Here is a 23,714-nt window from a genome sequence, read left to right on the forward strand (position 1 = left end):
AATGATTAACAAACTGGTGGAAAAGATCAGAAAGACCGGTGCGCCGATTGTCGCAGGACTTGATCCCATGTTGAGTTATATTCCGTCTCACATTCTTGACAGAGCATTTGCGGAATACGGTGAAACGCTTGAGGGAGCGGCGGAAGCGGTTTGGCAGTTCAACAAAGCGATTATCGATAATATCTATGATCTGATCCCGGCAGTGAAGCCCCAGATCGCTATGTATGAGCAGTTCGGGATTCCGGGTCTGTCAGCTTTTAAAAAGACTGTGGATTACTGTAAGGCAAAAGATCTTGTTGTGATAGGAGATATCAAGAGAGGAGACATTGGTTCCACCTCGGCGGCATATGCGGCAGGACATCTGGGAAAGGTAAAAGTAGGCACTAAGGAGTATGTTCCGTTTGATGAGGATTTTGTTACTGTAAATCCCTATCTTGGCTCGGATGGAGTTAAGCCTTTTGTAGAAGTATGCAAAGAAGAGAAAAAGGGACTTTTTATCCTTGTAAAAACGTCAAATCCATCCAGCGGTGAATTTCAGGACCAGCTGATCGACGGCCGGCCTCTGTATGAGCTGGTAGGCGAAAAAGTGGCAGAGTGGGGTTCTGAGTGTATGGGTGATGAGTACAGCTATATTGGGGCTGTCGTAGGAGCTACCTATCCTGAAATGGGGAAGGTACTTAGAAAGATCATGCCGAAGAGCTATATTCTCGTACCAGGATATGGCGCTCAGGGAGGTCAAGGAAAAGATCTCGTTCATTTCTTTAATGAGGACGGACTTGGAGCGATTGTAAATTCCTCCCGTGGGATAATCGCGGCGTATAAGCAGGAGAATTATGCAGAGTTCGGGGAAGAAAATTTTGCAGATGCTTCCAGAGCAGCTGTGGAAGCAATGATCGCAGATATCAGAAGAGCCCTGGAAACAAAGTAAGAAAAAATAAATATATAGAATATTCTGATAATGGTGAAAAAAAGGGGTCAGGTACCTTTTAGAAAGTACCTGACCCCTTTTGAAAGAGTTATCAGAATATTCTAAAAGGAGTATATATGACAGTAATGAAAAAGGAAGCCGCGGCGGTTATTTTTCAGGAGAGAATCGCCAGGGATATTTACAGTATGTGGATTGAAACGAATGGAGCTCAGCAGGCGAAGCCCGGACAGTTTGTTTCTATGTATACAGATGATGGAACAAAGCTTCTTCCAAGGCCGATCAGTATCTGTGAGATCGACGGGGAGAATAAGAGGCTCAGGCTAGTATATCGAGTAACCGGGGAAAACACCGGTACGGAACAATTTTCTAAAATGAAACAAGGGGACAGAATTGCGGTTATCGGTCCGCTGGGAAATGGATTCCCGATCGAGAGAGCAAAAGGCCGGAGGGCGTTTCTCATAGGTGGAGGTATTGGCGTGCCGCCCATCCTGGAACTTGCAAAACAGATAAAATGTGAAAAGAAGCAGATCATCGTCGGATACAGAGACAGTGAGACATTTTTGAAGGAGGAGTTTGAGGCAAACGGTGAAGTTTATATTTCTACCGAAGATGGAAGTGTGGGTATCCGGGGAAATGTACTGGATGCCATTCGGGAGAATGGTCTGAAGGCGGATATTATTTATGCATGCGGCCCGACACCGATGTTGCGAGCTATAAAAGCCTATGCCAAAGAGAACGAAATCGAATGTTACCTGTCGCTGGAGGAGCGCATGGCCTGCGGTATTGGCGCATGTCTGGCCTGCGTCTGCCAGACGAAGGAGAAAGATCATCACAGTAATGTAAACAATAAAAGGATCTGTAAAGACGGACCGGTATTTTTGTCTACGGAGGTGGAGATCTGATGGATACGAGAATTAATATTGCCGGAGTAGAGTGGAAAAACCCGGTGACTGTTGCTTCCGGAACTTTTGGCTCCGGAGCTGAATTTGCGGATTATATGGATCTGAACAGACTTGGAGCGGTGACTACAAAGGGAGTGGCGAATATTCCGTGGTCCGGCAACCCGACACCACGGGTGGCGGAGACGTACGGCGGGATGATGAATGCTGTGGGCCTGCAGAATCCGGGGATCGATGTGTTCTGCCAGAGGGATATTCCTTTTCTGAAACAATATGATACCAGGATCATTATCAATGTCTGCGGGAGATCCACCGAAGATTACTGCGAGGTGGTGGAGCGCCTGGCAGACGAGGATGTGGATATGTTAGAGATCAATATCTCTTGCCCAAATGTAAAAGAAGGCGGTATAGCTTTCGGTCAGGATCCGCAAGCTGCCGAGGCAATTACAAAAGCTGTGAAGAAATATGCGAAGCAGCCGGTGATCATGAAGCTGAGTCCTAACGTTACCAGTATTTCGGAAATGGCGAAGGCAGTAGAGGCGGGCGGCGCGGACGCGGTTTCGCTGATCAATACGATCACGGGGATGAAGATCGATATTCACAGGAAGACCTTCGTGCTGGCCAACAGGACCGGAGGTGTGTCCGGACCGGCAATTCATCCGATTGCGGTACGAATGGTATATGAGGCGGCAAATGCAGTAAATGTTCCGGTTATCGGCATGGGTGGCATTGCCAGTGCAGAGGATGCGATTGAAATGTTGCTGGCAGGGGCCAGTGCGGTGTCTGTGGGAACGGCGAATTTTCATGATCCTGCAGTAACAGTCAAGATCATAGAAGGTATAGAGCAGTATATGAAAGATCAGGGATTTAAAAATGTAAAAGAAATGATCGGGATTGTCAGATAAGACAGACTGCCTCCTGGCAGTTGGAGATGAAGAACTGATCAAGATTCATTTTCATACAAATGAGCCCTGGAAAGTATTGGAGTACTGCGCCTCTCTTGGTGAGATTTATGATATTGTGGTAGAAGACATGGACAGACAGGCAAGAGGATTAAAAGGATAATGCGAGACAGCGGAGATGGATGAGACAAATTGGTGAATTGAAAAACACTATTGATTGTGGTAGAATTGAAAAGAATAAAACGCCGGGATCAGGAAGTATAAAAGTCCCGTATATGCGGAGGTTTTAAGAGCTATGGAACAATATAAGAAGGAATTTATCGAATTTATGGTGGAAAGCAATGTACTTAAATTCGGAGAGTTCACGTTAAAAAGCGGCAGGAAATCTCCGTTTTTCATGAATGCAGGCGCATATGTAACCGGATCTCAGTTAAAAAAGCTGGGGGAATACTATGCCAAAGCGATTCATCACAAATACGGTGATGACTTTGATGTACTGTTCGGACCGGCCTACAAGGGGATCCCACTCAGCGTAGTGACTGCTATTGCATACAGCGAACTGTACGGGAAAGAGGTCCGTTATTGTTCTGATCGAAAGGAAGAGAAGGACCACGGAGCGGATAAGGGAAATTTCCTGGGCAGCAGTCTGAAAGACGGGGACAGAATTATTATGATTGAAGACGTGACCACATCCGGAAAGTCCATGGAGGAGACCGTGCCGAAGGTAAAAGGGGCGGCGGATGTAGAGATTGTCGGACTCATGGTATCTCTGGATCGTATGGAAGTCGGCAAGGGAGGAGAAAAGTGTGCTCTCGCTGAAGTGAAGGATCTGTATGGATTTGACACGGCTGCCATTGTTTCAATGAAAGAAGTTGTCGAGTGCCTGTACAATAAAGAATATAAAGGAAAAGTTGTCATTGATGATACATTAAAAGCAGCGATCGATACATACTATGAAACATATGGGGTAAAATAGGAGGCGCGTCTTATGGAAAAAGCATACCTTGCGATGAAAAACAGCGGTGCGGGAAGTATCGTAGTCGGGATTGTCGTTTTAGTGGTCGGGATCACGGCGGGAGTGCTTTCCATTATTAGTGGAGCAAGCCTGCTGAAACATAAAAGAGAGATCACATTCTGACAGAAGGACAACTTTTAAGGGGACAGACCGGGAACGGGTCAGTCCCCTTTTGAACGAGAATTGTGAACGGGGTCGTCCACTTTTTAAAAGGTGCCTGACCCCTTTTAAATGAATATTCAGATAATTTTGTTAAAAGGTGCCTGTCCCTTTTTATTAAAGTTATCTGACAATTCATGAAGGAGTATTATTTTGAGCACTAAGAAAGCCAGAAGGATCAGAGGACTTGGTAAGGTCCTGTTTGTATTGTATATTCTATTTTTGATCTATTTTTTATGCCTTGCGGAATGGTATGGAAGGGAGGGAACCTGGGAGGAATTCCACTATAATCTGGAATTGTTCCGGGAGATTAAAAGATTTGTAACCTATCGGGAGCAGCTTGGCACGGCTGCCGTGTTCGCCAACCTGGCGGGGAATATCCTGATCTTTGTCCCCTACGGATTTTTTGTCTCGATGGCCAGCAGAACAAGAGGATTTTTTAAAACATTGTTCTACAGCATGGGACTGAGTCTGGCGGTGGAGATTGTACAGCTGTTTTCGAGAGTCGGAAGCTTTGATGTAGACGATATCCTCCTGAATACAATCGGAGGAGTCGCAGGATATATTATTTTTTCAATATGCAATCAAATAAGGAGAAGATATCATGGGCGGAATCGGAAGAAACGCTGATAAAAGGAATGGGAAAAGGAAAGAGAAGAGAACATACGCCAGGAATGGATTTAAGCATTCTCATATGGGGATACTTTCCTGCTGGTGCGCGGCAGGCGCATTTGCGATTCTGCTGGGCTGCATCGCATGGGCGTTTGTATCCGGAGGCGAGGCGGCGGGCATTATAGGAGGGCTGGCGATCGTCTCTGTTATCCTGGCCGGTTTTGGACTGAGGTGGGCGATCCGGGGATTCCGGGAGCGGGAGAAAAATTATCTGACCTGCAAGATCGGACTTCCGTCCAATGCGGTCGCTCTGATTTTCTTTCTTGCAATTTTTATAGGAGGCCTGAGCTGATGCGTGCAGAAGAAATCCAGAAAAAAAAGAATGAACAATACAGGGAACGTCATGAACTGGCAGTAGAACGGCTGGAACAGATTGGGACGGAAAGGACCGTCCCGGAAGAGTATCTGGACTATTTTCAGAAAACGGCCGCCTTCCTTCTGAAACTGGAAAATGTAAGACAGATGATCGTAAGCGGCCAGTGGGAGCAGCTCTCCCTGGAAGAAATGCAGAAGATCAATCGGGATCTCTACAGCGATATCACCGGGGCGGATTATAAAAAAAGCTACGGGAATCCGGCATATGCCGCCGGCCGGTTCGGCCTGGAGACAGGCCGGCTCCTGAGCCTTCTCTATGCGGAGGCGCGCGCAGGCATTCCCTGGTCTTTTGAAAACAGGATCGATTATCTGACGATCCTCAGTGAACTGTTTATAGAGGTATACAATTATTTTGAAAACTGTCTGGAAGAGGGGAACGGACCTGAGAAAGACCGGATCAGGCACATCATTTACTGGTATGCCAGCGACTACTGCGACGTGTTCCTGGCGGACCGGGTGCTGGAGCAGATCGATCCGGAATACACGTTCGCCGCAGAGCTGATCGAAAACAGCGACCTGGACGATGACAGGTATCTGTACCGTTTCGGGGAATCTATTACGGAGAATGAGCTTGGGACGGCTCGCCATCTGCGGACGCTGCCGGAGGAAACGCTTCAGAAGATGGCCGATGTCTACACGGAAGGCTACCGGATCGGTTTTATCAACACCGGAAAAGACCTTTCCAGGAAATCAGTGGTTAACATCCGGTATTCCCTCGGATTTGAAAAGGTGATCCGGCTGGCTATTGAGAATTTCCGGAAAATGGGACTGAAGCCGGTCATTTACCGGGCAGCTTCCAGTGTGATCACAAAGCGGGAACATCACCGGATCGGATACTGTGGGGCGGCGGCCAACCCGCAGTATGACTATGACCACCGGCAGGATCAGGCTCTGTTTATGGACAAACGATATATTGAGCGCAGACTGGAAGTCATGCGGACCGTCTATGAGCAGAATCGGGAGCTGACGGCGCAGTTTGCCGGACCTGCGGTGATGGAGACGTTCGGGGAAGCCCCCTTCTCGCCTAAAACCGTGAAGGAAGCTCCTGCATATACACCGGAGCTAAGAAAGCTGGCACTGGAGTATGACAGCCGGTCGGGGCAGCTGACAAATGAATATATCAAAGGAGAAGAGCGCAGCTTTACCATCGTGGCTTATCCGGTACCGGAGATCGGACCGGATTACCCGGAGATATTCAATCAGGTGATCCGCATCAATACTCTGGACGCAAAGCTGTACGAAAGGGTCCAGCAGACCATGATCGATGCCCTAGATCAGGGAGAATACGTTCATATCAAAGGGGCAGGACCAAACCGTACAGACATGAAAGTGATGCTGCATCCGCTGAATGATCCGGCCAGAGAGACAAAGTTTGAAAACTGTGTGGCGGACGTAAATATTCCGGTGGGAGAAGTGTTCACTTCCCCGGTGCTGGAAGGGACTTCCGGCACGCTCCATGTGACCCGGGTGTATCTGGAGGGCCTGCAGTACCGGGATCTGGAACTGGTCTTTGAAGACGGGCGGATCACGGACTACAGGTGCGGCAATTTTGACAGCGAAGAAGAAGGACGCAGGTATCTTTCTGACAATGTCCTGAAGAATCACAGCTCTTTGCCGCTGGGCGAGTTTGCCATCGGGACCAACACAACGGCATATGTGACGGCAAAGAAGTTCGGCATTGAGGACAAGATGCCGATCCTGATCGCGGAGAAGACAGGCCCTCACTTCGCCGTGGGAGACACGTGCTATTCCTGGAGCGAGGATATCCGCGTGTACAACCCCAACGGAAAAGAGATCATAGCCAGGGACAACTCCGTCTCCCTGCAGAGAAAGACCGACATATCGAAAGCCTATTTCCACTGCCACACAGATATAACCATACCTTATGAAGAGTTAGAAGAAATAAGTGTAGTGACAAAAGAAGGCAAACACATTATACTAATAAAAGACGGGAAATTCGTACTTCCGGGGACGGAGGTCCTCAATGAACCATTGAACAGAATGTCCTGATTATCCAATTACTATGGTTTATTACGATAAACGCTTCAAAGGAGGAAATGAAATGCCAAAAGTAGGAATCGTCATGGGCAGCGACTCAGATCTGAAAGTGATGAGCAAGGCGGCTTCCATGCTGGAAAAACTCGGGATCGACTATGAGATGACTATCATCTCTGCCCACCGGATGCCGGATGTCTTTTTCGACTGGGCGAAGTCGGCAGAGGGAAAAGGGATCAAGGTGATCATCGCCGGAGCAGGAATGGCGGCCCATCTTCCGGGAATGTGCGCTGCGCTGTTCCCGATGCCGGTGATCGGTGTGCCCATGTCAGGCAAGAACCTGGACGGCATGGACGCGCTTTATTCTATCGTACAGATGCCCCCGGGAATCCCGGTAGCCACAGTCGCCATCGACGGCGGGATGAACGCTGCCATCCTCGCGGCCAGGATCCTGGCTGTGTCGGATGAAGAAGTACTGAAGAAGCTGAAGGATTATTCCAGAGAGATGAAAGATACGGTGCAGGCGAAAGCGGACCGTTTAAATGAGATCGGATACGAGGCGTATCTGAACAACTGACCAGTAACTGTCCCCCGGCGGCACGAAAGTCCGGCAAGGGGAAGGATAAGGAGAAAAGAGTATGGATTATAAAAATGCAGGTGTGGATATCGAAGCCGGATACCGGTCTGTAGAGCTGATGAAAGAGCATGTAAAAAAGACCATGCGCCCGGAAGTCCTGGGCGGGCTGGGAGGATTTTCCGGCGCGTTTTCCCTGGCAAAGATCAAGGAAATGGAAGAGCCGGTGCTGCTCTCCGGTACGGACGGATGCGGGACAAAGGTGAAACTGGCGATGATCCTGGACAGACATGACACCATCGGCATTGACGCTGTGGCCATGTGTGTGAACGATATTGCGTGCGCCGGCGGAGAGCCTTTATTTTTCCTGGATTACATTGCCTGCGGGAAGAATGAGCCGGAGAAGATCGCGGCCATCGTAAGCGGGGTGGCGGAAGGCTGTCTTCAGTCCGGCGCGGCTCTGATCGGCGGCGAGACGGCGGAGCATCCCGGTCTGATGGAAGAGGATGAATACGATCTGGCAGGGTTTGCCGTAGGCGTCTGCGACAGAAAGGATATGATCACCGGAGAGGATCTGAAAGCCGGGGACGTGCTGATCGGAATGGCCTCTTCCGGCATACACAGCAACGGATTTTCTCTTGTGAGAAAAGTATTTAATATGAAGCGGGAAGCTCTGGATACATACTATGACAGTCTGGGGTGCTCTCTGGGTGAAGCGCTGCTGGTGCCTACCCGGATCTATGTAAGGGCGCTGAAAAGCATCCGCAGGGCGGGCGTGACGGTGAAGGCCTGCAGCCATATCACAGGCGGAGGCTTCTATGAAAATGTGCCCCGTATGCTGAAAGAAGGTACCAGGGCAGTGATCCACAAAGACAGTTATCCGATCCCGCCGATCTTCCAGATGCTCTCGGTAGACGGAGACATCAAGGAACAGATGATGTACAACACGTTCAACATGGGGCTGGGAATGGTGCTGGCTGTGGATGAATCCGATGTGGACCGCACCATGGAAGCAATCCGGGGAGCGGGCGAGATGCCTTATGTGGTCGGAAAGATCGTGGCAGGAGAAAAGGGAGTGGACTTATGCTGAACATCGTGGTGATGGTGTCCGGCGGCGGGACGAACCTTCAGGCCATCATCGACGGCGTGGCCGGTGGGACCATTACAAATACAAAGATCGCGGGAGTGATCAGCAACAATAAAAATGCATATGCCCTGGAGCGGGCGGAGCAGAACAATATTCCCGCCCGGTGTGTTTCCCCGAAAGATTTTGAAGACAGGGAGGCGTTCAACAGGGCGCTTCTCGAGACGGTAAACAGTTTTCATCCGGACCTGGTGGTGCTGGCGGGATTCCTTGTAGTGATCCCGGCCACGATGATCGAAGCATACCGGAACCGTATGATCAACGTTCATCCGTCCCTGATCCCGTCGTTCTGCGGGAAAGGATATTACGGGCTGAAAGTCCATGAGGCGGCTCTGGAGAGAGGAGTGAAGGTGACGGGCGCTACCGTCCACTTTGTGGATGAGGGGACAGATACCGGACCGATCATCCTTCAGAAAGCGGTGGAGACAGAACCGGGGGATACGCCACAGATCCTTCAGAGAAGGGTGATGGAGCAGGCAGAGTGGAAGATCCTGCCCCGGGCCATTGACCTGATCGCCAATGGCAAGGTACATGTGGAAGACGGCAAAGCAGTAGTTGAGCCATAGACACACGGTCTTTGGACCGTGAGATACAGTGGAGGGATTGAAACATTATGAAAGTACTGATCGTAGGAAGCGGAGGAAGAGAGCATGCCATCGCGGCCAGCGTGGCAAAGAGCCCCCGGGCGGACAAGATCTACTGTGCCCCCGGAAACGCGGGCATCGCGGAGTTTGCGGAGTGTGTGGACATCGGTGCCATGGAGTTTGACAGACTGGCTGCCTTCGCGAAGGAGAAGGAGATCGACCTGTGCATTGTGGGGATGGATGATCCCCTTGTAGGCGGACTGGTAGATGTCCTGGAAGAGGCGGGGATCCGCACTTTCGGCCCCAGGAAAAACGCTGCCATCCTGGAAGGATCCAAGGCGTTTTCCAAAGACCTGATGAAGAAATATCATATTCCCACAGCCGGGTATGAGAACTTTACTGATCCGGACAAGGCGCTTGCCTACTTGGAGACAGCTTCCTTTCCTATCGTTCTGAAAGCGGACGGGCTGGCTCTGGGTAAGGGCGTGCTTATCTGCCAGAACCTGGAAGAAGCCAGAGAAGGTGTCCGTACGATCATGCTGGATAAAAAATTCGGCTCAGCCGGAAATGAGATGGTCATAGAAGAATTTATGACCGGCCGGGAAGTCTCGGTGCTTTCTTTTGTGGACGGAAAGACCATCAAGACCATGACAAGCGCGCAGGATCACAAGCGGGCGGGAGACGGGGACACCGGCCTGAACACCGGCGGCATGGGGACGTTTTCTCCCAGCCCCTTCTATACAAAAGAGGTGGAAGAATTCTGCGAAAAGAACATCTATCAGCCGACGGTAGACGCTATGGCGGCGGAAGGACGGCCTTTCAAGGGCGTGATCTTTTTCGGCCTGATGCTGACGGCCGACGGCCCGAAAGTGCTGGAGTATAATGCCCGTTTCGGGGATCCGGAAGCGCAGGTGGTGCTGCCCCGTATGAAGAACGATATCATTGATGTGGCGGAGGCGTGCATTGACGGAACGTTGGATCAGATCGACCTGCAGTTCGAGGACAACGCGGCGGTCTGCGTGGTGCTGGCGTCCGACGGATATCCGGTAAAATATGAGAAGGGATACCCCATCACAGGACTGGATGAGTTTCAGAAGCACGAGGGGTATTACTGCTTCCATGCCGGGACAAAATTTGAAAACGGTCAGATCGTGACAAATGGAGGCCGAGTTCTGGGTGTTACCGCAAAGGGAAAAGATCTGAAAGAAGCAAGAAAAAACGCATACGCGGCTACAGAGTGGGTGCAGTTTGAGAATAAATATATGCGTCATGATATCGGAAAGGCTATTGACGAGGCGTAAAAATCAGAGGGACAGATAAAAAGATATGAAATAAGCCGGGAAACGGGGAATTGTTCCCCACTTCCCGGTTTGTTTATTCCGCTATTCATTTCCATCCAGGATCATCGGCAGACGCCGCAGGTTAAGGATGTCCCGGACAAATGCGTGGGCGGACAGTTCGCTGACCGCGTAGAACGGCTTTCGAACGGTGAAGCCCAGGACTTTCCGGATGACAGGAAAGTCTTTTCCCACCATACCGATCCTGCGGAACTCCAGAGCGTGGAAGAATTCGTGCCAGAGAAGCATGTCCCGCACAGCTTCATGATTGCAGGGAAGGCCAAGCTCTTCCAGACGGCCGGAGGAGAGAATCTGATTCAGCCCGTCTTCGTACACAGTGATAGATCTTACAGAATCATCATAATGCGCCCGCATGAGGCGGGTCCCGACGAGACCTCCTTTTTCGATCTGCATGGAGATCTTCAGCTCTTCCGCCAGTCCGGCAAGGTCCTTCCCTTTATAATCCACAGCTGTTTTCTCGCCGATGGAAAGAGCCTGCTCCGCAATGGACAACAGTTCATCATCGGTGAAAGAGCCGGCTTCTTTCCGGCCTTTTAAAAAGTTTACACAAAGTGTGAGGTCTCGGGGGTCAGTCATACATTCTCTCCTTTTTTAAAAATTGGCTGATCAGGAATTTCATCCCAGATAGGCATTTTGAGCGCGCAGCTGATCCTGCAGCTGTTTGACGTCCAATTCATAAAAAGGAACGTCCTTCGGACGCAGGGCCGCTGCCAGTCCGGCGGCATGCCCCAGGCCCATGGGGCAGGGCGTTGACCGCATGCTGCTGTTGGCCTCCATGGTAGCAGAGACGCACCGGCCGGCTACCAGGAGATTGTCGATCTCAAAGGGAAGCATTGTCCGGTAGGGGATGCCGTAGGCGGGAACTTCAAACTGCGTGAAACCGGCGCCGTCAGCCTGATGGAAATCAATGGTATATCCATATACCATGATATTATCGTCAAACATACGGCCTTCCTTCAGATCTTCTGCCGTCAGAATGTAACGTCCCTGTAAACGGCGTGTTTCACGGATGCCGATCACACTGCCGACCCGGAACAGGCGGGCGTTTTCAAATCCCGGTATATAGCGCCGCATCAGCTCGCTGACCTGGAAAACCTGGCGCAGTCCTTCGGTTTCGGCATATGAGAGATCATCAGTGCTGGTTCCGTCGATCCCGATCAGTCGGGTGGTGTTGACAGTTGCAATATCATCCCGGAATCCCCGGAAGAACAGGAGACGGTCTCTCTGGATATCCAGGCCCATTTCCTTTTTTCCTTTTTCCCACAGGGAGAAGAAACCGGAAATACACCAGGGAAGTTTATCCAGCAGTTCAAAATGAGTCCGGAAGTGGAATTCTTCGTGGTGTTCCTGCATATATTTACGGATCTGTTCAAAATCTACATTTTCCATACTGAAACACATGGTAGCCGGCTGCATTTTTCCGTTTCCGTCTTTCCCTTTTTCATATGCGCAGCCGGAGTAGGTCATAAGATCGCCGTCGCCGGTAGCGTCGATAAAAGAGTCTGCCGTGATACGGATTTCACCGTCTTTGCCGGCAGCCCGAAGGGCAGTGATCTGCCGGTTGTCCTGTTCTGTTCCGAAGATGAATGTATGGAACAGGAGGCGCACGCCGGCTTCCCGGCACATCTCTGCCAGCAGAAGTTTGAGATATTCAGAGTCAAAGGGAGTGACGGTAGCGGTCTCTCCCATGGTATCTGTGACATGGCCGGGGGAGCGCCCTGCCTCTACAAGCCGGTCCACGATCTCCTGCGCGATCCCGTATACAAGCTGTTTTCCGTCGGCTTCGTGGAACGTCATCCAGGGAGTGACGAGGGCAGATGCGGACATGCCGCCCAGACATCCATACTGTTCCACCAGGAGGACGTCCTTTCCGGCGCGGCCCGCGGCAATGGCGGCACAGACGCCAGCCGGCCCGCCGCCGGCAACAACGATTTCAGCGTGGTATTCTTTCATGATAGTTCCCTCCTTCTGATTTGTTTCTCTGTTCTGTTTCTGCTAATTTTTCGGGCGGACGATCAGGATCACCGTCTCATCGGAAGCCAGAGCTTTGGCCTCCACTTCTGTCAGAGCGGCCAGCTGACGTACTTCGCCGATCCCCTTCAGATCGATGAGCTTGCTGCCTGCCAGGAGAAATACGTCCGGAGCCCGTTCTCCGCTTTCGTCATATACGGCATATTCCCGTATGATATCGTACGCGGAACTTAGCAGTTCTCCGGCGGCAGCGTTGCGTACTTTCGCGTTTTTCAGGTTCAGCTTTATTACGCCTTTGTTGTCGATGACGCATGCCGGCTCACTGGATCCTTTCAGGAAAGAGAAAAATCCCCGTTTTTTTGGTTTTGACGTATAAATATGGAAAAAGCGGTTGTGAGCGGTCTCGGATACGTCGGACGCGTCGCAGGAGAGGGCGGCGGCCGCAGTCTGTGCCAGCTCCTCCGGGGATAGATCCTGCTGATCCAGATCTTTGCGGACCAGTTCTGTGGTTCCCATGGCGATGGCTCTTACCCGGTTCAGCGCGGCATCGATTTCTACGTCTACTTCGATGGTTTCCGGGTTGGCACCGGACTCGATCGCGCGGTTCTCCGCCTCTGAGCGGATGCGCAGCAGATCTTCTTCTGTAGGATTGATAATGGTACGTTCCACTACGTCCCGGACCATTGCCAGCGCGGCTCCGATGGTTGAGATGACAGGAGCGTTCTTTGCCAGCTGGCACTTTACCTTCATGTGTTTCGCCAGGGCATAGATTACTGTGGAAGCGCCCCCGCCGCCTCCTGTCAGCGTCAGGATGGACGGATCCAGATCATAGTCTTTCATTAAAGAACGGACGACCTGTTCATTTTTGGCAGAAGCCAGGGAAAGGATATCCTCCGCGGCTTTTTTCGGATCCATATTCAAAAATTCACCCAGCTTTTCAAACCCTGCCCGGGCAGCTTCCTGATTGCCGTAAGCATAGTCGCCTTCCTTCACATAGCCCAGGTAATTGGCGGCGCAGCTCATGGTGATGGCATATTTCTTTCCGTCTGTTCCGCGGATGACCACATATTCCGGCTGGTCTTCCGGAAGCGGGCGGATCAGTTCGACGGTTCCGCCGCGGAGCACGTCAGGGCTGGTATAGACACAGTAGCCGCAGTTCGCGATATGGGCGCTTCGGGGACCGACATCCGTGATCCGGTCTTTTCCCACACGCACCATACTTCCTCCTCCGATGCCCACCGTGCGGACGTCCAGGGAGGTTACATAAGTCTTGTGTCCTCCGATCTCCGCGTAGCTGACCATAACTTTGCCGTTTTTTACGGCGGAGATGTCTGTGCTGGTGCCTCCGACTTCCAGAAAGATCCCGTCGGAGACTCTTTCATACATCAGAGCGCCGGCCACCCCGGCGGCAGGACCGGACAGGATGGTGAGGATGGGTCTTTTTTTCATTTCGTCCACCTTCATGACACCGCCGTCGCAGCGCATGATCATAAGTGGAGTGGATATTTTCGCGTCGATGACGGACTGTTTTGTCATCTCTGCGGTGCTGACCATTTTCGGAAGGATGCTGGCATTGATGGCGGCTGTCCGGGTACGGGCCTTCAAGCCGTACAGTTTGGAGATTTCATGTCCGCCGGTGGATTCGATTCCTTTTTCTTCGCACAGTTTCTGGATGGCCAGCTCATTGTCCGGATTGTCTACGGAAAAGGCCTCGCTTGCCACGATAACTCTGGAGCCTGCGCTCAGGAGGCGGGTGAGAAGAGAAGCAGCCTCTCCGGCATCGACTCCCTTTGAAGTGTCAAGAAACACAGATTCGGTATGTATGGCCTTGCCTGCGCTGACCGGGATCTCTCCTAAAACAGTGTCAGATTTTGCCTTGACGCCTTCTACACCTGCACCCATTCCTATGATGCCTACAGGGGCTACGTCGCCTTCCAGGAGAGCGTTGGTGGCCTGGGTCGTTCCATGGGCGATAAAGCTGATCTCTTCCGGAGCGATCTTCCCTTCCTCCATAATGCGCAGCAGGGAGTCGACGACGCCCTTCGCCACACCTTCTTTCGCGCTGTGGGTCGTGGGGATCTTGATGGAGCTGATGATGGAATGGTCAGCTGAATCAATAGCGACGGCATCCGTAAAGGTGCCGCCCACATCAATTCCGATTCGGATTTTCCTGAGTTTTTCCATATTTATGATACCTCTTTCTTCATGCCATTTTTCATTCTGCAGTGGAGGCAGAGCTCTGTTTTCCGGCAGATCCGGCCTGGAACAGCGCCAGCGGCCGGATCTGCCGGACAAATCATTTTACTATTTAAATACAGGGAATACAATGGTTCCCAGTATAACGCCGATCAGAGCGGTCAGCCATGTAAACGGCAGTGTTCCGAGCTGGATCCTGACCGGACTGGTGTTGGCGGCGCCGGCTGTCCATACCACCTGCGAAGATGTGGCGTCTGAAACGCCGGTCACATAGTCATAGGCCATGAAGGATGACATCAGTACCGGGACGGAAAGCGTGCTGGCTGCCATGACTTTTGCCAGAGCAGCCCCCATTCCCCATGGGTTCATAGGACCGCGGTACTGGGTGAGGACCGGGCCGAATACACCGAACAGAAGGATGAAGCCGAACACGGAAGTCGGCGTGATCGCTCCGATGATCTGGCCGATCGGTTCGGAGAGTTCCGGACGCTGTGTGACTGTGACCAGGATACCTACGCCGAACATCAGGACGACTGTGAGCGCGGTGGACTGGAACCCGTCGTAGCATGCGCTGGTGACGATGCTGAATCCGCCTTTGAATTTTGTCTTGTACTGGGTCGTTACGATCGCGTATACGATCCCGATAAAGAAAGCGATGGAAACCTGCTGCAGCTGGAAGACCAGTACGAGTACTACCGGGATTACCGGAGTCAGAAGGGAGATAAGAGGAACTTTCTTATACTCCTTTTTCGCGCTGTCCGGAGCGTCCGCGGCCCAGCAAAGCATTTTTGGTTTCTTTGTACATCCGATCAGGATAAATATGACTGCGATGATGATAGCCGGGATCACGAACTTCCATGCGAAGGAAGAAACCGTCTGCATGGTGATCAGAGATTCCTCACCGTCAAATGCGAACAGGTTGACGAAGAAGGTCCATCTTGCCGCGTTGAACGCGTATCCGATAAAGCATCCCATGAGGAGAATGCCGCTGGCCACGACCTTTGGCACGCCCACTGAGAGGAGGATCGGGATGATGATCATACCGATCATGATGATCGCGCCGGTTCCGGTCATTCCCATAAAACATACGGCAGTGACGGCCAGGCATACGAGAGCCACTACGATCCGGTTTTCGCCGGCCAGTTCTACGGCGCGGCGGACAATATTTTCCGCGATTCCGGTCTTTTTAATAACATCGCCGAAGATTCCGGCAATGATGATCGGAACATAGGATCCGCTCAGAAGAAGCAGTCCGCTTTCTATAACCTGGGGAAGTTCTCCCAGCGGGATGCCGCCGACGATCGCGAGGAGAATTCCCATGAGGGGCAGCGCGATCAGCGTGGGAATCTTGTTGGCCACCATGAGGGCCACCATAATAATAAAGAGTACAATAATAGCAACAACGATAAAACTCATAAAGTTCACCTCGATTTTGAATAGTTCATTTCCTTTATGCTGCAGTAAAAATTATTCAACAACGTCTACTTCCCGGCCTTCTTTAATGGAGCGCTCGATGGCGTCTACCACACAGAGCGCCTGATAGGCTTCATATGCGGAGATCACAGGTTTTTTGCCTGTCTCGATGCAGGAGACGAAACTGCTGATCTCTTCTTTGAGATCTCCTGCGGGAGCGCCGTTTACATAAGGCCAGTGGCGGGAATCCGGATATAGGACATGTTCAGCTGTTACAAGACGTACGCCTTTGTCGCAGGCATCGATATAGGCTGTCCCCTTTGTCCCTACCAGTTCCATCTGATCGTCGATAATGGTCGGAGAAGTCTTCGGCAGTGTCCAGCAGGCCTCCATACATGCGACTACTCCGTTTTCGTAAGTAACGAGAGCATAGATCACATCATTCATGCCATATTGTTTCAGCGCTACGCTGCGGCTTTTGGCATAGACTTTTACCGGCCGGCTCTGGAGGAACCAGTTAATGTAATCAATATCATGGATCATGACATGCATGCTCAGATCAGAAGCGCCGATGTAACGCATGGGGCCCGTGATGGGACTGTTGCGGCGGCAGTAGAGGTGGATGAGATCTCCAAGCTCTTTATTCTCGATCGCTTCTTTTACTGCGCAGAAGCGCGGATCAAACCGAAGCAGATGTCCTACCGTGAATACTTTTGGATACTCTTTTGTTAATTCATAGAGTTCCCGTCCCTCTGACAGCTCCTTTGCGATAGGCTTTTCCAGAAGAATGTGTTTCTGGTGCTCGACAGCAGTTTTTACCACGTCCAAATGCATGTTGTCAGGAAGAGTGATGCTTACTGCGTCGATCTTCGGATCCGCCAGAAGCTCGTGATAATCCGCATAGCCGGCGCACTGGAATTCCCGGCAGGCCGCTTCTCTGCGATCCTGGTCTGCCTCACAGACAGCGCTAAGCTTCACACCGGGCAGACTCGCGTAGATCCTGGCATGATGCGTTCCCATCTGGCCAAGACCGATGACTGCTATGTTCAGCATAATCAATTTCTCCTTTTCTTGTTTGATTTGTAAAACATGTTTCTTTTCGCAGATCCAAAAGATCTGTTTCTGATTTCCGCCTTCTGATCTGATATTATCATACGAGGTATGAAGATTCAATAGATTTGAGAAAAATTATTTTAAAATATTAAAATAAAAAGAAAATTTTTTTAATATGAAATAAAAAAGAGCAGACAACTAAAAGATTTGTCTGCTGATCTGGCAATTAGTATATTTTATCTGTCACCGCAGAAGAAGTCTTTTCTTTATTAGCGGCTGACAGACTGTACTGACGTTTGAAGAACTCGACATAGAGCATATCCAGAAGATACAGAAGGGAGATCTGCGCGGTGACCGATCCGCCCTGAAGAGGTCCTTCATTTGATCCGCAGATAAGGACTACGTCAGCATAATTTGTCAGCGGAGATTTCACATAGCGGGTCAGAGCAATGACAAAAGCCCCTCCTTCTTTTGCCAGCCTCGCGCATTCTACAGAGTCCTTCGTAGAACCGGAAAAGGAGATGATGACGGCCACATCCCCGCTCCCGAGGAGAGAGGCCTCCATTGCCTGCATATGTGCGTCCAGCGGGCATTTGGTTTTTGGAGTGATACGAAGAAAGCGGTTGTATGCTTCCAGAGCGGACAACAGTGAGGAACCGACGCCGAGGAAAAGGATCTGACGGGCATAGATCAGTGCGTCCACGGCTTTTTCAAGATGTTTGATATTCAGGAGACTGTAGGTTTCATTCAGACTGCTGATGTTTGTGGTGAGCAGTTTGTTCGTAACATCCGTCAGACTGTCTGATATATTGATCTCGCTGTTGATGCTCCAGTTCTCCTCTGATCCGCTGTTGGAAAGAGCGCGGACGACCGCCATTTTAAAATCCTGATAACCTTTGAATTTCAGCGTTTTACAGAAGCGGAACACACTTGTGTCCCCGACACCGCATTTCTCTGCCAGGTCAGAGATAGAAGTATTCAAAACTTCCCTTGGATATTTTAGTACGTATTCAGCCACTTTTTTCTCAGCCTTTGTAAAGCTGTTATTCAGAGTCCTTATTTTCGAAAAAACATCAGCTTCAGCCATGAGGAGTTCCTCCTTTTGGTCAGGTTACTATCATAATATTATCATGAATTGTTTCCAAAGTATATGTTACTTTATCATTTTGCGGGCCAGTTCAGCGGATCCGTAGAGCCCGGCACTGTTTCCCAGCATGGCGGGAACAGCCCGGACGCCGCGATAGCTGGGGATAACGGCATTCTGCAGCCTGGATTCGATTTCCGGAGCCAGCCAGGGCACACTCATGACACCTCCGCCAAGGATGATCCTTTCCGGATCAAACAGATGGGTGAGAGAGACAAGACCGAGAACGATCTCATCCAGCCAGTGAGATATAATCTTCTGAAGATCCGGGTGAGCGTTTTCCTGTGCGGCGAATATCTTCCGGCCGTCGGTCAGCTCCGGCATGATCTGTGACACCGCCCTGACAAGCGCGCTTGTAGACGCGTACTGCTCATAACATCCTTTTCTTCCGCAGGTACAGACAAGGCCGTCCGGATGTGTGATGAGATGGCCGAATTCTCCCGCCCGGTAACCGCATCCGGTGATCAGATGTCCGTCGGAAAAGACCGCGCCTCCGATCCCTGTCCCCACTGTCATACAGAGAAAATCGGAAACGCCCTTTCCGGCGCCATAAAAGGCCTCACCGATGGCAGCGCAGCAGACATCATTTTCTACGGCCGCGGGAACATGGAAACGTTCTTCCAGCAGGCGCCGCAGCGGAGTGCCTGTATAACCGGGAATATTTTCATTGGCATAGATTATAGTTCCGGATCTTGGATCCACCTGACCCGCAGTACTGATTCCGATGCAGTCAAAGTGAGGAAACTGTTCGATCTGCGTGAAAAGACATTCCAGCAGGATATCGGCACCCTGCTTTCCATCCAGAGACAATTCCCTCCGGTCGATACAGAGATCGTCCTTCCAGTATGCGAATTTTGTAGCGGTCCCTCCGATATCTGCTGAGAGTATATTCATGACAGAAAATTCCTCCTGAAAGTTTTCTATGATAAAATTCTAGCACACACAGGAGACAGTTACAATAAAAAATGAAAATTTCTTTTTTTATATTGAAAATAAAAGAAATCTTGTTATAATAAAAAACAAACAGTGCCTCTTTTCGAAAATTCATTGAAAACCGCCTTCTGATATATGAAATGAATTTGATTTCCGTCTGATAATAATTATTTGAGGTGCTTTTATGAGGAAACAAGACAACAAAACTATACTGCAGCATCTTCAGGGACGCCTGATCGTATCCTGTCAGGCACTGGACTTTGAACCGCTGCACAGTTCGTTCATTATGTCCAGAATGGCATATGCGGCGGAACTTGGGGGAGCAGGGGGGATACGGGCAAATACGGTGCCGGATATTCAGGCGATAAAAAAAGAAACTTCTCTTCCCATCATCGGGATCATAAAAAAGGATTACCCCGATACGGATGTCGTGATCACGACAACAGAACGTGAAGTGGACGCCCTGGCAGAAGAAGGTGTTGATATTATCGCGATGGACGCGACCTTCCGGACAAGACATGACGGGGAAACACTGGAGCATCTGTTCCAAAGAGTCCGTGAAAAATATCCCCGGCAGCTTTTTATGGCAGACTGTTCTACGTATGAAGAGGGGGTCAACGCGGAAAATCTGGGATTTGACATTGTCTCTACAACTCTTTGCGGATACACAGATTATACACAGGGAAGAGAACTGCCGGATTATCAGACCGTGGAGAAATTTGTGAAAGAACTCCACTGTCCCGTTATAGCGGAGGGAGGGATCTGGACGCCGGAGCAGCTGAGAAAGATTATGGATTTCGGGGTCCTGGCGGTTGTGATCGGAACGGCGATCACAAGGCCGATGGAAATCACCCGGCATTTTGTGTCCGCGTTAGATATGACTGAATAATTTATAACAGCAGATACGGACGCCGAAACGGCTGCCGGGACGACTGCCTATGCAGGCCTGGCAGCTTTTTCGCGTGCGGAAACAAAAGGAAAATACAGGACCCGAGGTCCGTTCAGATGCGTTCCGCGTCGATCCCTTTCCGGAGGAAAAATTTTTCTACCATTTCATCCCATGCGTGTTCTAATGATTTATCCATGGTAAATGTCTGAAAAGAGGTACCTGTTACACAGGATAACTGCCTGCCGTCATAATGAATATTCAGGTATAACCCCTGTACGTCCTCCGGACGGACAGCCGGGGAAGAACGGAGTACCAGCTGTTCTATGCTTTTTCGGGAAAGGCTGAAGACAAACCGGAAGCTTAAAGGTGTCCTCCTGCCTTTTATGATGGAAAAACAGTATTCCCGCACATTTTTCCAGGGAGAATATTCCGGAAGATCCATTCCCGTATCAAAGAAATCTTTTTGAATCAGCCCATCTATGTGAAAGGTGTTGAACGTCACGATCTCTGCTTCTATGAAGGAGAAACTGTCAAAAGTCTCTGAAAGAAGCAGCTGTGACATGAATCCTTTTATGCTGGTAAGTGAAAATGCGATCATACTTATGCTCCTTATGCGGACAGATCTTACGTCATTCTATTGTATCATAAAATGAAAGTGGCGTCATTGACTTTTAAGTACAAAAAAAGTATTATTATAAACGTATAGTGGCGGAATATTGCCACATGCTGATAACAGCAGATAAGATGACAGTCCCTTTACAGAGGATAACAGAGAGATGGATATATAGATGAGAAAAAAGATAAATAACAGCATCAGGAGACAGGTCCTGGTCCTCGTGTGTGTCGTGGCTATTGTCGTGATCCTTGTTTTTTTCGTCCGCTGGATCGGCGGCCTGCTGGGCGGAAGGGCCGATACTTCGGCGGGGCTGGAGTATATCAGGCAGGAAGAGGCAGGAGATGTTTCCGCGATTGAAGAGAAGATAGATCTTCTTGAGGAACAGGACAATAATGGCGAGGATACCCGGAGCCTGAAGGAAAAATTTACAGGAGCGGTGGTGGTTGGAGACTCCATCGCCGAAGGACTATCCGTGTATGATGTGCTGAACGCTTCCAGTGTAGTTTCAAAGATCGGTGTGCATCTTGATGAGCTGGATGATCAGATCAGTCGGTTAAAAGAGTTAAAACCGGGCGTTATTTTTTTGGCTCTGGGTATGAATGACGTGCCGGCTACAAACGGAGATACAGAAGCGTTTGTGGAAGAATACGGGGCTGTACTGGAAAAGATCCGGGAAGAAGTCCCAGACGCCCATATTTTTGTGAATTCGATCTTCCCGGTCCAGGACAAGGCAGTGGAAGAAGAACCGGCTCTGGAGAAAATTTCGGATTATAACAGCGCTCTGGCAGAACTGTGTGATAGAGAGCGTATCGGATTTATCGACAACAGCAGCCTTGTGGCAGACGGGTATTATGAGGAAGACGGCATCCATTTTAAGGCTGATTTCTATCCTGTCTGGGCGGAACATATGGCGGAGGTGGCGGCGTTATGAGCAGACGCGATTTCAGGGGAGAAAGCGGGCCGGTGGTCATCCGGATCATGAAGTATGTGATCCTGCTTCTGATCCTGGCTTTTATTGTCCTTCTTCTGCTGTACGCCAGCGGGAGCAGCAAACCTTTTCAGGAAGTGGAGGCCGCGGTCAGCCAGGCTTTGGATAAGAGTGAACTGACGGAACAGGAGCCTTCTTCATTTAAGAGAAATTTCGGGTTGAACGCTGCGGATTATTCGGGAGTCATGTACTATTCCTCCGAGGCAGCGATCTCGGCGGAGGAAGTTCTTCTGGTCCGGGTGAACAGTGAGGATCAGATTCAGGAGGTCAGAGACGCCATCGAGGAGCGGATTCAGTCAAAGAAGGAAGATTTTGACGGATACGCGCCGGAAGAGGTGAAATTGTTGGAAGATGCCAGGCAGAGTGTGAGAGGGAAGTACATTTTCTTTGCGGCATCATCGAAAGCGGACGAGTATCTGGATGTTTTTAACAGGAATCTTTAAAGTCCACCGGGTACTTCTGAAAAAAGGTCTGTGAATAGAGAGGGAAGAGACAGATGTTATTTAGCAGTATTACATTTTTATTTCTGTTTCTGCCGGTGGTGCTGGCAGTTTACTATATTGTTCCGGACAAAATAAAAAATATTGTCCTGCTGATCGCCAGCCTTTTCTTTTATGCGTGGGGAGAACCGGTCTATGTTGTTCTTATGATCCTGTCCATTCTCTTTAATTATTTCTGTGGGCGGGATATTAAAAACAAAGAAGACGATCCCAGAAGAGCGAAGCTCAGTGTGGTTTTTGCCATAGTGGTAAATGTTCTGATCCTCGGATTTTTTAAATATTATGGATTTCTGGTAGAGACATTGAACGGCCTTTTGCCGGTAGACATACCATATCGGGAACTTTCTCTGCCCATCGGGATTTCTTTCTATACTTTTCAGGCGATATCCTATGTACTGGATGTATATTGGAAAAAGGCGCAGGCCCAGAAAAATATTCTGTATTTTGCGCTTTATATCAGTATGTTCCCGCAGTTGATCGCAGGTCCCATTGTGCGGTATGCGGATATTGAGACCCAGCTCAGGCACAGGAAAGTTACTTCTCGCCGGCTGGGGCTGGGGGCTGTGTATTTTATCACAGGACTGGGCAAGAAAGTTATCATCGCCAATACAATAGGAAGCGTGTTTGAACAGATTTCCTCTGTGCCGGCCGGGAGTCTCTCGATCCTGACAGCGTGGCTGGGAGTATTTTCTTACGCGTTTCAGATCTATTTTGATTTCAGCGGATATTCTGATATGGCCATCGGACTGGGACATATGTTTGGATTTACGTTCAAAAAGAATTTTGATCATCCGTATATTTCCAGGAGCGTGACGGAATTCTGGAGAAGGTGGCACATTTCTTTGAGTACCTGGTTCCGGGAGTATGTCTACATTCCGCTGGGTGGAAACCGATGCTCTGTCTCCAGGAATATCTTCAATCTGATGGTAGTCTGGACGCTGACCGGTATGTGGCACGGAGCAGCGTGGAATTTTATTGCCTGGGGCGTGTATTACGGAGTGATCCTTGTTTTGGAGAAATATGTATGGGGAGCGGCTGTGGACCAGATGCCGGGTGTTGTGAGACATATATATGCAGGAATCCTGGTTCTGGTGGGATGGGTATTTTTCTTCAGCCCCAGCCTTGGATATTCCCTGCGTTATCTGGGGGCCATGATCGGCGGCGGAGCGGGGGTCGTGGATTCGGAAGGAATCTTCCTCCTGCTGACACACTGGCTGCTATATGTAATTGCTGTGCTGGGATGCTCGATGACCGGTTCCCGGCTGATCGACCGCATGATCCGTCTCTTTCGGGGGCAGAGAGCACAGGCTGTTGCTACGGCTGCAGTCTATATGGGAATCTTTATTATATCCGTCGCATTCCTCGTGACAGATACATTTAATCCGTTTTTATATTTCAGATTTTAG

At 50.1% G+C, this 23,714-nt stretch carries 24 protein-coding genes and 1 pseudogene; 17 read left to right on the plus strand and 8 right to left on the minus strand.

Annotated features, from left to right (window positions below; translation table 11 throughout):
* Position 1: 1 nt before the first annotated feature.
* From pyrF to purD, 13 genes and pseudogenes are all read left to right on the plus strand, one after another.
* Positions 2 to 928, plus strand: a complete 927-nt coding sequence (gene pyrF / locus BQ7367_RS06950) for an orotidine-5'-phosphate decarboxylase (RefSeq protein ID WP_072524780.1) — start codon at positions 2 to 4, stop codon at positions 926 to 928.
* Between the two features lie 116 nt (positions 929 to 1,044).
* Positions 1,045 to 1,830 (plus strand): dihydroorotate dehydrogenase electron transfer subunit, encoded by a 786-nt coding sequence (locus tag BQ7367_RS06955; RefSeq protein WP_072524781.1) that lies wholly within the window; start codon positions 1,045 to 1,047, stop codon positions 1,828 to 1,830.
* On the plus strand, positions 1,830 to 2,732 hold the full coding sequence (locus BQ7367_RS06960) for a dihydroorotate dehydrogenase (protein ID WP_072524782.1): 903 nt from the start codon (positions 1,830 to 1,832) through the stop codon (positions 2,730 to 2,732). The genes BQ7367_RS06955 and BQ7367_RS06960 overlap by 1 nt, the downstream gene beginning before the upstream one ends.
* A gap of 4 nt (positions 2,733 to 2,736) precedes the next feature.
* Positions 2,737 to 2,892, plus strand: a pseudogene (locus tag BQ7367_RS06965) (kinase to dihydroxyacetone kinase); the annotation flags it as partial.
* Positions 2,893 to 3,024: 132 nt separating this feature from the next.
* Positions 3,025 to 3,705, plus strand: a complete 681-nt coding sequence (pyrE, locus tag BQ7367_RS06970) for an orotate phosphoribosyltransferase (RefSeq protein ID WP_072524783.1) — start codon at positions 3,025 to 3,027, stop codon at positions 3,703 to 3,705.
* Positions 3,706 to 3,717: 12 nt separating this feature from the next.
* On the plus strand, positions 3,718 to 3,867 hold the full coding sequence (locus BQ7367_RS14585) for a hypothetical protein (protein ID WP_200786715.1): 150 nt from the start codon (positions 3,718 to 3,720) through the stop codon (positions 3,865 to 3,867).
* 189 nt (positions 3,868 to 4,056) lie between these two features.
* Entirely contained in the window at positions 4,057 to 4,533 is a 477-nt protein-coding gene (locus tag BQ7367_RS06975) for a VanZ family protein (RefSeq protein WP_072524784.1), read from the plus strand.
* Positions 4,508 to 4,867 carry a DUF6142 family protein gene (locus BQ7367_RS06980; RefSeq protein ID WP_072524785.1) on the plus strand — a complete coding sequence of 120 codons (360 nt, stop codon included), beginning with the start codon at positions 4,508 to 4,510 and terminating at the stop codon, positions 4,865 to 4,867. Before BQ7367_RS06975 ends, BQ7367_RS06980 begins: the two co-directional genes overlap by 26 nt.
* Positions 4,867 to 6,960 (plus strand): aminopeptidase, encoded by a 2,094-nt coding sequence (locus tag BQ7367_RS06985; protein WP_072524786.1) that lies wholly within the window; start codon positions 4,867 to 4,869, stop codon positions 6,958 to 6,960. Before BQ7367_RS06980 ends, BQ7367_RS06985 begins: the two co-directional genes overlap by 1 nt.
* 52 nt (positions 6,961 to 7,012) lie before the next feature.
* Positions 7,013 to 7,522, plus strand: coding sequence for a 5-(carboxyamino)imidazole ribonucleotide mutase (gene purE, locus BQ7367_RS06990; RefSeq protein ID WP_072524787.1), 510 nt, complete (start codon positions 7,013 to 7,015; stop codon positions 7,520 to 7,522).
* Positions 7,523 to 7,583: 61 nt separating this feature from the next.
* On the plus strand, positions 7,584 to 8,609 hold the full coding sequence (gene purM, locus BQ7367_RS06995) for a phosphoribosylformylglycinamidine cyclo-ligase (protein WP_072524788.1): 1,026 nt from the start codon (positions 7,584 to 7,586) through the stop codon (positions 8,607 to 8,609).
* Entirely contained in the window at positions 8,603 to 9,229 is a 627-nt protein-coding gene (purN, locus tag BQ7367_RS07000) for a phosphoribosylglycinamide formyltransferase (RefSeq protein WP_072524789.1), read from the plus strand. The genes purM and purN overlap by 7 nt, the downstream gene beginning before the upstream one ends.
* 47 nt (positions 9,230 to 9,276) lie before the next feature.
* Positions 9,277 to 10,548 carry a phosphoribosylamine--glycine ligase gene (purD, locus tag BQ7367_RS07005; protein WP_072524790.1) on the plus strand — a complete coding sequence of 424 codons (1,272 nt, stop codon included), beginning with the start codon at positions 9,277 to 9,279 and terminating at the stop codon, positions 10,546 to 10,548.
* 81 nt (positions 10,549 to 10,629) lie between these two features.
* On the opposite strand, the gene BQ7367_RS07010 is transcribed toward purD, so the two are convergent.
* The 7 genes from BQ7367_RS07010 to BQ7367_RS07040 form a co-directional block, all read right to left on the minus strand.
* Positions 10,630 to 11,181, minus strand: coding sequence for a hypothetical protein (locus BQ7367_RS07010; protein WP_072524791.1), 552 nt, complete (start codon positions 11,179 to 11,181; stop codon positions 10,630 to 10,632).
* A gap of 39 nt (positions 11,182 to 11,220) precedes the next feature.
* On the minus strand, positions 11,221 to 12,558 hold the full coding sequence (locus BQ7367_RS07015; protein WP_072524792.1) for an FAD-dependent oxidoreductase: 1,338 nt from the start codon (positions 12,556 to 12,558) through the stop codon (positions 11,221 to 11,223).
* A 42-nt stretch (positions 12,559 to 12,600) separates the two neighbouring features.
* The gene (locus BQ7367_RS07020; protein ID WP_072526125.1) at positions 12,601 to 14,760 is read right to left on the minus strand and encodes a hydantoinase/oxoprolinase family protein; all 2,160 of its coding nucleotides are present in this window, start codon (positions 14,758 to 14,760) and stop codon (positions 12,601 to 12,603) included.
* Between the two features lie 120 nt (positions 14,761 to 14,880).
* Positions 14,881 to 16,188 (minus strand): hypothetical protein, encoded by a 1,308-nt coding sequence (locus tag BQ7367_RS07025; RefSeq protein WP_072524793.1) that lies wholly within the window; start codon positions 16,186 to 16,188, stop codon positions 14,881 to 14,883.
* Between the two features lie 51 nt (positions 16,189 to 16,239).
* Positions 16,240 to 17,238, minus strand: coding sequence for a Gfo/Idh/MocA family protein (locus BQ7367_RS07030; protein WP_072524794.1), 999 nt, complete (start codon positions 17,236 to 17,238; stop codon positions 16,240 to 16,242).
* Between the two features lie 226 nt (positions 17,239 to 17,464).
* The gene (locus BQ7367_RS07035) at positions 17,465 to 18,325 is read right to left on the minus strand and encodes a MurR/RpiR family transcriptional regulator (protein WP_072524795.1); all 861 of its coding nucleotides are present in this window, start codon (positions 18,323 to 18,325) and stop codon (positions 17,465 to 17,467) included.
* Positions 18,326 to 18,391: 66 nt separating this feature from the next.
* On the minus strand, positions 18,392 to 19,276 hold the full coding sequence (locus BQ7367_RS07040) for an ROK family protein (RefSeq protein WP_072524796.1): 885 nt from the start codon (positions 19,274 to 19,276) through the stop codon (positions 18,392 to 18,394).
* Between the two features lie 223 nt (positions 19,277 to 19,499).
* Between BQ7367_RS07040 and BQ7367_RS07045 the strand changes: the two genes are divergently transcribed.
* On the plus strand, positions 19,500 to 20,204 hold the full coding sequence (locus BQ7367_RS07045) for an N-acetylmannosamine-6-phosphate 2-epimerase (RefSeq protein WP_072524797.1): 705 nt from the start codon (positions 19,500 to 19,502) through the stop codon (positions 20,202 to 20,204).
* A gap of 112 nt (positions 20,205 to 20,316) precedes the next feature.
* Here the strand turns inward: BQ7367_RS07045 and BQ7367_RS07050 are convergent, their stop codons facing one another.
* Positions 20,317 to 20,802, minus strand: coding sequence for a DUF5721 family protein (locus tag BQ7367_RS07050; RefSeq protein ID WP_072524798.1), 486 nt, complete (start codon positions 20,800 to 20,802; stop codon positions 20,317 to 20,319).
* Between the two features lie 190 nt (positions 20,803 to 20,992).
* Between BQ7367_RS07050 and BQ7367_RS07055 the strand changes: the two genes are divergently transcribed.
* Genes BQ7367_RS07055 through BQ7367_RS07065 form a run of 3 tightly spaced genes read left to right on the plus strand, consistent with a single transcriptional unit; the run spans position 20,993 to position 23,714 of the window.
* Positions 20,993 to 21,751 carry a GDSL-type esterase/lipase family protein gene (locus tag BQ7367_RS07055; RefSeq protein ID WP_072524799.1) on the plus strand — a complete coding sequence of 253 codons (759 nt, stop codon included), beginning with the start codon at positions 20,993 to 20,995 and terminating at the stop codon, positions 21,749 to 21,751.
* Positions 21,748 to 22,251, plus strand: coding sequence for a DUF4358 domain-containing protein (locus BQ7367_RS07060; protein WP_072524800.1), 504 nt, complete (start codon positions 21,748 to 21,750; stop codon positions 22,249 to 22,251). Before BQ7367_RS07055 ends, BQ7367_RS07060 begins: the two co-directional genes overlap by 4 nt.
* Positions 22,252 to 22,304: 53 nt before the next feature.
* Positions 22,305 to 23,714: an MBOAT family O-acyltransferase gene (locus BQ7367_RS07065; protein WP_072524801.1), complete on the plus strand. Its 1,410-nt coding sequence runs from the start codon at positions 22,305 to 22,307 to the stop codon at positions 23,712 to 23,714.

It is taken from the genome of Clostridium sp. Marseille-P3244, assembly GCF_900120155.1.
GTDB lineage: Bacteria > Bacillota > Clostridia > Lachnospirales > Lachnospiraceae > Mediterraneibacter.